This window comes from Stenotrophomonas sp. 05L44_2, assembly GCF_056665995.1.
This window is the reverse complement of sequence record NZ_JBFTNR010000346.1, coordinates 1-6,750: the sequence shown is the minus strand read 5'-3', so window position 1 is coordinate 6,750 and position 6,750 is coordinate 1. Positions and strand designations below refer to the sequence as shown.

Sequence of the window (6,750 nt, the reverse complement as noted above, 5' to 3'; positions counted from 1 at the left end):
TTGTGCACCGACACGTTGTCGATCATCGAATCGGGGCGTGCGAAATACACGTACTCGAAGATGCACGGGGTGTGTTCGGCCGGCTCGGCGCAGATTTCCGAGAACAACTCGCCGCGCGCGGTGATCACCAGTGCTTCGCCCGGCTGCACGTCACGCACGCGCTGGAAGCCCAGCACGTCCAGCGCGGCCGACTCGGAGGCAACAATGTATTCGTCACCCTCGGCATGACTGCGCTTGCCCAGCACCAGCGGGCGGATGCCATGCGGATCGCGGAAAGCGACCAGGCCCAGGCCCAGCACGACGCTGACCACCGCATAGCCGCCCTTGCAGCGGCGGTGCACGCCGGCAACCGCGCGGATGGCGGCTTCCGGGCTGAGCTGGCGCTGCTGTTCCAGTTCGTAGGCGAACACGTTCAACAGCACTTCGCTGTCCGAATCGGTATTGACGTTGCGGCGGTCCTGCTCGAACACCTGCTGGCGCAGGTCCTCGGTGTTGATCAGGTTGCCGTTGTGGGCCAGCGCGATGCCGTACGGCGAATTGACGTAGAACGGCTGTGCCTCGTCCATGCCTTCCGAACCGGCGGTCGGATAGCGCACATGGGCGATGCCGACGCTGCCTTCCAGGGTGGACATGGTGCGTGCATCGAACACATCGCGGACCAGGCCGGTGGCCTTCTGCACCCGCAGGCGGCTGCCGTTGACGGTGGCGATGCCCGCCGCGTCCTGGCCGCGATGCTGGAGGACGGTCAAGCCGTCATACAACTGCCCGGCGACGTTCTGGTTGCCGACGATTCCGACGATGCCACACATGATGCGAGGTCTCCGCTGGGCTGTGCCCAGTTACAAGGAAGGTGGCCGTACCTGGCCAGAGTTGTCGCCGCGTCTGCGGTCGACATTGGCCGGGTCGTCCGGCTCGATGCTGCCCGGTAGTGCTGGGGCGTCCGGGCGCACTTCGGCCGGATCGTATGCCTCGCCCTGTTCCGCCTTCGCAGGCCGCAGCCATCCGCTGCCCGCCACTATCTGACCGAGTACGCCATTATCGCCTGTCGCCCCCGGCTTGCCCACTCCGGAGCCGGCGCTCTTGCCCAGCTCCATCAACGCAGATGGGGACAGCGCGTCCATCGGCAAGGCCTTGGGCAGCAGGTCGGTGCCCGGCACCTGCCACTGCGGCAGCTTGCTGTTCATCCAGGCCACGGCCGGGTTCAGCACCGGGCGCAGCGCTGAGCCGCGCCAGGAGGGTTCGGCGGTAAGCGGGGTGAAGCCGGCCAGCAACAGCAGCACGGCGGCGATCAGCCCGCCACGCACGGCACCGAGGACCCCGCCCAGCAGGCGGTCCAGGCTGCCCAGCATGTTGCGGTGGACGATGGCCTTGATGACCATGCCGATCACGGCGACCACGACCATCACGCCGATGCCGACGCTGAGGTAGCCGCCGATGAAATGCTCGCCGCCGGGCGCAGCCGGTGCGGCCCACCAGCGTGCGGCGTCATTGCCGAAGGCGAAGGCCGCCCAGGCGGCCACCAGCCACGATACGGTGCCGATGACGATGCCCACGAAGCCGCGCAGCAACCCAAGCAGGGTGGAGGCGGCGATCACGATCAGCAGCACCACGTCGATCATGGCGCCCCGCTCCTTCGGCGGCGCTGGCAACGGGGCTGCGTACAGGTCATGGGTGCGGTCGCACCATGCCGGCCACGCCGACCTTGGCGGCGACCTGCGCCTTCAACTGTTCAGCGTCGGCGCGGTTGGCGACCGGCCCGACACGGACACGGTGCAGGCTGCCCTTTTCGGTACGCACCTGCTCGACGAAGGCGCTGAAGCCTGCCGCGCGCACCTTGTCGCGCAGGGCGTTGGCATCGTTGGCCTGGCCGAATGCGCCGAGCTGTACGGCAAAACCCACTCCGCTGGCGGCCGGTGCGGCCGGCGTGCTCGGCGGCGTGGCCGGCTTGCTGGCGGTCGCTTCCGGCTTGGGCTCGGGCTTCGGTTCCGGCTTGGCCACCGGCTTGACCGGCTCCGGCTTGGCGGCCGGCGGCGCTGCTGCGGTCGGCGTACTCGGCGGCAGGCTTTCACTGCGCACCGGGTTGCCGGTCGCCGACGGCGTGGCCGCCGCGACGGGAGTACTGGCGCTCGGCGCGGGCGTCGGCGTGCTTGCCACCGGTGCGCTGGTCGAGGGCTTCGCATCGAGCGTGATGACTTCTGCCTTCACGTCGGCACGCACCTTCACCGCCTGCAGCCGGGCCGCTTCGGCCTGGGCACGGTCGGCATACGGCCCAACGCGAACGCGCCAGGCCGGGCGACCGTTGATCGATGCGGTCTCGATGAAGCCCGGAAGCTGCGAACGCTTGAGGTAGGCGATCACTGCATCGGCGTCGGCCTGGCTGCCGTAGGCTCCGAAGGTCACCGCGTAATTACCTGCGGCGACGGCTGGCGAGGTGTCCACGGTCGGCGGTGCCGCCGGGGCGGCGGCCTCCTCGACGGGGCGGGCCTGGCCACTCTGCAACCCGGTGGCGCCACCGGCCGGTGCTACCAGCGGCAGTTCACGGGTTTCAAACTGGCCATCGGCCGGCGCATCGGGCGCGGCGATCGGCACAGAAGCGACACCGCTGTCCGGGGCCGGGCCCTTGACGAGCATCGGCAGGAAAATGACGGCCAAGGCCACCAGGACGATGGCACCAATCAGACGCTGTTTCAGGGGCGTATCCACGTAGGGCAGGCGGCAGGCTGGACGTTGCGGTCGATTATACGGGTGCGCGACCGCACGGCGTCGGTAATGGCTGAACGGCGGTCAGGCGTGGGCCTGCAGCCATTGCAGCGCAGCGGCGGCGGTATGGAAGGAACCAAATACCAGCACCCGGTCGCCGCGCTCGGCGCGGGCCAGCACCTGCGCCATCGCCTGTTCGACCGTGCCGGCCAGCGCCGCAGTGGCTGCCGCAGTATCTGCCAGCCGTGCCTGCAGTTCCGCCGCACTCTGCCCACGCGCGCCATCGAGCCCGGCCAGGGTCCAGTCGCTCACCACCTCCTGCAGGRCCTGCACCACGCCCACGGCGTCCTTGTCCTGCAGCGCGGCGTATACCGCCAGGGTGCGCGCGGGGGATGCCTCGGCCTTCAGCGCGCGCGCCAGCTGGCCGGCTGCCTGCGGGTTGTGGCCGACATCGACGCGAACCTGCACGCCATCGCGCTCGAACGCCTGCAGGCGCCCGGCGATGCGCGCCGCTGCCACGCCTGCGGCCCATGCCGCGCGCGGCACCGGCTTGTCCAACGCGCGCAGCGCCGCGATCGCCGCACCGGCGTTGGCCAGCTGGATCGGCCCGGCCAGCGTCGGCGTCGGCAGTTCCAGGCGGGTGCCGACATCGCGCCAGCGCCAACGCTGCGCGTCGATCGGTTCGTAGAAATAGTCGCTGCCGCCGCGGATCGCATTGGCACCCACCAGGTAGGCGCGCGCCAGCACGCTCGACGGCGGATCGGTCTCGCCCAGGATCACCGGCTTCCAGCCGCGGATGATGCCGGCCTTCTCGGCACCGATGGCCTCGCGGTCCTCGCCCAGCCATTCGGCGTGATCGATGTCCACGGTGGTGATCACCGCCACGTCGGCGTCGACGATGTTGACCGCATCCAGGCGGCCACCGAGGCCCACTTCCAGCACGGCCAGATCAAGATCGGCATCGGCGAACAACTGCAGCGCGGCCAGCGTTCCGTACTCGAAGTAGGTCAGCGTCACATCACCGCGCGCTGCCTCGACCGTGTTGAACGCGGCCACCAGTGCGGCGTCATCGACATCCTGGCCATCGATGCGCACGCGCTCGTTGTAGCGCAGCAGGTGCGGCGAGGTGTACGCGCCGACCTTCCAGCCSGCRGCACGSGCGATGGCCTCGATGAAGGCSACSGTSGARCCCTTGCCRTTGGTRCCRCCGACCACGATGGTGTGCCTGGCCGGCGTGCCCAGGCCCATCGCGGTGGCCACGGTGCGCACGCGCTCCAGTCCCATGTCGATGCTGGCTGGATGCTGGCGTTCAATGTAGTCCAGCCATTCGGCCAGAGTGGTCGGGGTGTTCTTCACGGCAAGGCTTCCAACAGGTGCAGGTGGTTCAGGGCAGAAGATTCAGAGTGCGCGGTGCTTGGCTTCACCGAAGAACGGCGTGTGGTGGGCGCAGTCGTTCAGGCGCACCACTTCCAGGCTGTCCAGGTCGGCGCCTTCAAGCAGGTTGAGCGTGGTCGGTGCCTGGCGGAAGGTCCACAGCCGCGACAACGGCAGGCCCAGCACCTTGCACAGGATCACCCGGTTGACTGCATCGTGGGCGACCTCAGCACGGTGTCCGGTTCATTGCGCCACGCCTGCAGGCGCGACGGGTCTTTTTCGTTGATTTCGCTGGCCAGCAGGCCTTCCCACTCACCGTGGGCGATTTCCTGCAGCTCCGGCTCGGTCAGCAGCATGTCGGCGCGTGCAGCACCCAGGGCCAGTTGCGCGGTGCGTTGGGCGCGTGACAGCGGCGARGCCACCGCGCGGGTGATGTCCACCGAAGCCAGGCGGGCGCCAAGCGCCTGGGCCTGGGCCTCACCGATGGGCGAAAGCGGGATGTCGATCTGGCCCTGGTAGCGGCCTTCGGCGTTCCACGGCGTTTCGCCGTGACGGGCAAGCAGGATGCGCATGCGAACAAGGGGTCCTTGGGGGAGGAGTTCCGGCGCATTGTTCACATCCTGTGAAGTGCGCGGAACAGGGATGATACCTGTTCGGCGGACCCGGCCGGTCGGGGCATGAAAAAACCCCGCGACAGACGTCGCGGGGTTTCAGAAACTCCGGCTATCTGGTCGAGGTTGCCGGCCAGCGGCCGGCACTACCGCAACCGGTTTATTTCGCCAGGTTCAGTTCCTTCAGCAGCTGCGGCGCCGGCGCCACTTCCTGCATGATCCACTGCATGTAGCGGCTGTCGACGGCGATCATGCGGGTCATCACCGGGTCGAACACCCAGTTGGAACTGACCGATTCCCAGTTGCCGTCGAAGGCCAGGCCGACCAGCTTGCCGTTGGCATCGAGCACCGGCGAACCGGAGTTGCCGCCGGTGATGTCCAGGTTGGACAGGAAGTTCACCGGTACCGAACCGATCCGCTTGTCTTCCAGACCGCCGTAACGCTTGGCCTTGACCGCATCGAGCAGGGCCTTCGGCGAGTCGAACGGATCCTCACCGGTTTCCTTCGCCGCCACACCTTCCAGGGTGGTGAACGGGGTGTACTTCACGCCGTCCTTGCCATAGCCCATCACGTTGCCGAAGGTGATGCGCAGCGACAGGTTGGCATCGGGATAGACGAACTCGCCCTGGCTCTTCTTGTAGTCGGCCACGGCCTGCAGGTACAGCGGACGAGCGGTCAGCGATTCGCCCTCGCGGATCTTCTTCTGCTCTTCCTGCTTCAGCAGCGCCGGCATGACGGCCACCGCGTACTGGATGGCCGGATCATYGCTGGCTTCAAACGCAGCGCGATCGGCCTTGAACCACTTCAGGCGGTTGTCCAGGCTGCCCAGTCCGGTGCCGCCCAGCTTGGTCACCAGCGACTTCACCGCAGTGGCATCGCTGCCGGCCAACCACGTGTTCAGCACCTCGTTGTCGCGCTGGGCGGCCGGCAGGGCCACGTACTGGTCCAGCCAGTAGGTCTGCAGCTGCTGGTCCATCTTCGCCACGTAGCGGCGATCCATCTGCTTCAGGCTGCCCTCGATGGTGGTCAGGTCGCGGTCCTGGTAACCCGCTTCGCGCTCGGCATCGGGCTTGCTGCGCTCGATCGACAGGCGGTACAGGGTGATGGCCGCGCCCATCGCAGAGGTGTTGTTGAACTGGCCGACGAACAGGTCGCGCTCGCGCGTCGACTTGCTGGTATCCAGGTGCTGCAGCAGCTGCGCGTGTGCGGCCAGTGCCGGCTTGCCGGCAGCGCCCTGCTTCTTCAGCCAGGCCAGCACCGCCGCTTCTTCGGCCTGCTTCTGGCCGGCGGCATCGATGCGCTTGAAGCCTTCCAGCTGGCCCAGGTAGTTCTTGGCCACGTTGTTCATGCTGGCCGCGGTGGCGGCGTACTTCACCTTGACGTCGGCGTCGGCCTTGCCGGCGTCGGCGATCATCTTCAGCACCGCGTTGTAGTGGCGGGCGATGGTCGGGTAGGTGAAGCTGGCGGTCTCGTTGAACTCGCCGGCCAGCGCGTAGCGGTTGGTGCGGCCCGGGTAGCCGGCCACCATCACGAAGTCGTCGGCGCCCAGCGGCGTATCGGCGAACTTCAGGAAGTGCTTGGGCTGGTAGGGCACGTTGTCGGCCGAGAACGCGGCCGGCTTGCCATCCTTGCCGACGTAGGCACGGTAGAACGAGAAATCACCGGTGTGGCGCGGCCACATCCAGTTGTCGACGTCACCGCCGAACTTGCCGACGCTGCCCGGAGGTGCATAGACCAGGCGCACGTCCTTGATTTCCAGGTTGCGGAACAGGCGGTAGGTGTTGCCGCCGGAGAACGAGTACAGGCGGCAGCGGAAGCCGGCATCGGCTTCACACGCGGCGACCTGGGCCTTGTCGAAAGCGTCCAGCGCACGGCTGCGGGCCAGCGGGTCCTTGCCGGCGCCGGCGATGGCCGCCTTGGCCTGGGCGGTGACGTCGGTGATCTGGTCGAGCACGAACACGCGGGCGTTCGGGCCGGCACTCAGTTCATCGCTGAGCTTGGGCGCGTTGAAGCCGTCCTTGATCAGGTTCTTCTGTGCGGTCGAGTTCAGCTGGATCGCACCATA

Annotated in this window: 5 protein-coding genes and 1 pseudogene; all 6 read right to left on the bottom strand. The window is 67.8% G+C overall.

From position 1 onward, the window contains the following. Positions 1-809 (bottom strand): amidophosphoribosyltransferase (locus AC1VAN_RS13060; RefSeq protein ID WP_480985945.1); only part of this gene is annotated, 809 nt, incomplete at its 3' end. 30 nt (positions 810-839) lie between these two features. Beyond that, on the bottom strand, positions 840-1,619 hold the full coding sequence (locus AC1VAN_RS13055) for a CvpA family protein (protein WP_312962167.1): 780 nt from the start codon (positions 1,617-1,619) through the stop codon (positions 840-842). A gap of 46 nt (positions 1,620-1,665) precedes the next feature. Then, entirely contained in the window at positions 1,666-2,703 is a 1,038-nt protein-coding gene (locus AC1VAN_RS13050) for an SPOR domain-containing protein (protein WP_025878102.1), read from the bottom strand. An 81-nt stretch (positions 2,704-2,784) separates the two neighbouring features. Further along, complete coding sequence (folC, locus tag AC1VAN_RS13045) at positions 2,785-4,056, bottom strand: bifunctional tetrahydrofolate synthase/dihydrofolate synthase (RefSeq protein ID WP_480985944.1); 1,272 nt, start codon at positions 4,054-4,056, stop codon at positions 2,785-2,787. Between the two features lie 42 nt (positions 4,057-4,098). Continuing rightward, positions 4,099-4,646: pseudogene (locus AC1VAN_RS13040) on the bottom strand (histidine phosphatase family protein). A gap of 199 nt (positions 4,647-4,845) precedes the next feature. Continuing rightward, the coding region (locus AC1VAN_RS13035; RefSeq protein ID WP_480985943.1) for a S46 family peptidase at positions 4,846-6,750 on the bottom strand (1,905 nt) is incomplete at its 5' end.

Excerpts from the sequence above, each read along its gene's own strand:
- AC1VAN_RS13055 (WP_312962167.1), bottom strand. The coding sequence starts at position 1,619 with ATGATCGACGTGGTGCTGCTGATCGTGATCGCCGCCTCCACCCTGCTT.